Here is a 1,587-nt window from a genome sequence, read left to right on the forward strand (position 1 = left end):
TTTTTGGGTGGAACACCTACTGGTTAGATCACTGAAGTGGTGGTCTGCGCGTGCGTGTGATGATTTTAAGCGTTTGTGCTTTCCTTTGGTGTTGGTTGGTTGTTGGTGCGCTGTTGGGTGTCTGGGATGACACATGTTGTTGTTCCTGTTTACAGGTTGCTGCGTGCTGCGGGCAGGCTGCTGTTTGGTGGTTTGTGTGTGGTGTGTGGGTGTTGTGTGAGAACTGGATAGTGGACGCGAGCATCTTGTTTTTCTGTAAGTTCGATTTTGTCAAGCAGTTTTTCTGTTTGTGATTGTTCTTAGTTATTTGTTTGTGTGTTGTGTTGTAAGGGCGCATGGTGGATGCCTTGGCATAGTAGGCCGATGAAGGACGTGAGAGGCTGCGATAGGCCTCGGGGAGCTGCCAACTGAGCGTTGATCCGAGGGTGTCCGAATGGGGAAACCTGGCCGTCGTTGTGGGCGGTCGCCGTTAGATGAATTCATAGTCTAATTGGTGGTTACGCGGGGAAGTGAAACATCTCAGTACCCGTAGGAGTAGAAAATAATTGTGATTCCGTTAGTAGTGGCGAACGAACGTGGATGAGGCTAAACCGCGTGCGTGTGATACCTGGCAGGGTTTGCGTGCGTGGGGTTGTGGGGATGCACTTTGCAGGGTCTGCTAGTCCTGCGTTGTGTTGTGTGGGTGTAGCGGAAGTGGATTGGAATGTCCTGCCGTAGACGGTGAGAGTCCGGTACGTGAAACACCCGTGCGTGCAATTGGTGTGTTGCCCGAGTAGCAGCGGGCTCGTGGAATCTGCTGTGAATCTGCCGGGACCACCCGGTAAGCCTAAATACCTGCTTATGACCGATAGCGGATTAGTACCGTGAGGGAATGGTGAAAAGTACCCCGGGAGGGGAGTGAAATAGTACCTGAAACCATGTGCTTACAATCCGTCAGAGCCCTTTTTTGTGGGGTGATGGCGTGCCTTTTGAAGAATGAGCCTGCGAGTCAGCGGCATGTCGCGAGGTTAACCCGTTTGGTGGGGTAGTCGTAGCGAAAGCGAATACTAACTAGTGTGTTTTTTAGTGGCATGTCCTGGACCCGAAGCGGGGTGATCTACCCATGGCCAGTGTGAAGCAGAGGTAAGACTCTGTGGAGGCGCGAACCCACTTAGGTTGAAAACTGAGGGGATGAGCTGTGGGTAGGGGTGAAAGGCCAATCAAACTCCGTGATAGCTGGTTCTCCCCGAAATGCATTTAGGTGCAGCGTCGTGTGTTTCCTCCTGGAGGTAGAGCTACTGGTTGGTTTAGCGGGACTATCATCTTAGCGACATCAGCCAAACTCCGAATGCCGGTGAGGTCAGAGCACGGCAGTGAGACTGCGGGGGATAAGCTTCGTAGTCGAGAGGGAAACAGCCCAGATCGCCGGCTAAGGCCCCTAAGGGTGTGCTAAGTGGAAAAGGATGTGGGATCGCGAAGACAACCAGGAGGTTGGCTTAGAAGCAGCCATCCTTGAAAGAGTGCGTAATAGCTCACTGGTCGAGTGGTTCTGCGCCGACAATGTAGTGGGGCTCAAGTACACCGCCGAAGCCGCGGCAATCACCTTTT

1 rRNA gene is annotated in these 1,587 nt (G+C 52.9%); it reads left to right on the plus strand.

Annotated elements, in window-relative coordinates:
• Positions 1-315 precede the first annotated feature (315 nt).
• Positions 316-1,587: ribosomal RNA gene (locus tag HMPREF2920_RS09865) — 23S ribosomal RNA — on the plus strand; the annotation flags it as partial.

The organism is Corynebacterium sp. HMSC075F02 (genome assembly GCF_001838335.1).
In the GTDB taxonomy this organism is placed as follows: Bacteria; Actinomycetota; Actinomycetes; order Mycobacteriales; family Mycobacteriaceae; genus Corynebacterium; species Corynebacterium jeikeium_D.